Origin of the sequence: Pseudomonas sp. Sample_24, from assembly GCF_004307605.1 — a bacterium.
GTDB lineage: Bacteria > Pseudomonadota > Gammaproteobacteria > Pseudomonadales > Pseudomonadaceae > Aquipseudomonas.
This window is the reverse complement of the sequence record NZ_RCNW01000367.1, coordinates 1-695: the sequence shown is the minus strand read 5'-3', so window position 1 is coordinate 695 and position 695 is coordinate 1. Positions and strand designations below refer to the sequence as shown.

1 protein-coding gene is annotated in these 695 nt (G+C 60.3%); it reads right to left on the bottom strand.

What is annotated here, in order from left to right:
* Nucleotides 1-624 (bottom strand): tRNA (adenosine(37)-N6)-dimethylallyltransferase MiaA (gene miaA / locus D8V06_RS21120; RefSeq protein ID WP_130931716.1); only part of this gene is annotated, 624 nt, incomplete at its 3' end.
* Between the last annotated feature and the right edge of the window lie 71 nt (nt 625-695).

The window sequence follows — 695 nt, the reverse complement described above, 5'->3', positions numbered from 1 at the left end:
AATGGCCAAGTTCGCGACAGTATAGGGCAATTGTTGCCGTCCCGAAGCGGCTGCTGCAGTACTTTGCGCAGATTGTTGCAAGCGTAGTGCAGTCATGCTTTGACCGCTCACGCGATAAACTTCCAGTGCTCGACTCAGGCGCTGCGGATCGTTCGGATGAATCCGCGCCGCGGAGACCGGATCAATCACCGCCAACTGGTCGTGCAGGGCTTGCCAGCCAAGGCGTGCAGCCTCTTCCTCGATTTGCGCGCGGACGTCGGGATCAGCCGCCGGCATTTCTGCCAGCCCTTCGAGCAAAGCCTTGTAGTAGAGCATCGTGCCGCCTACCAACAGCGGAATTTTTCCCCGCGCAGTGATATCGGCCATGGCTTCGAGGGCGTCACGGCGAAAATCCGCGGCCGAATAGCTCTCGGCCGGGTCGAGAATATCGATCAAACGGTGCGGAAACTCTGCCAACAGCTCTTTCGACGGCTTGGCGGTGCCGATGTCCATGCCACGATAGACCAGCGCCGAATCGACGCTGATCAGTTCGCAAGGCAGGACCTTGGTGAGCTCGATGGCCAGGTCGGTCTTGCCGGCGGCGGTCGGGCCCATCAGGAAAATCGCAGGTGGGAGCTGGCTCATCAACGACCGCGCAAGAACAGTTTGTCCAGATCGTCCAGGCCCAGTTGGGTCCAGGTCGGTCGGCCATGGTT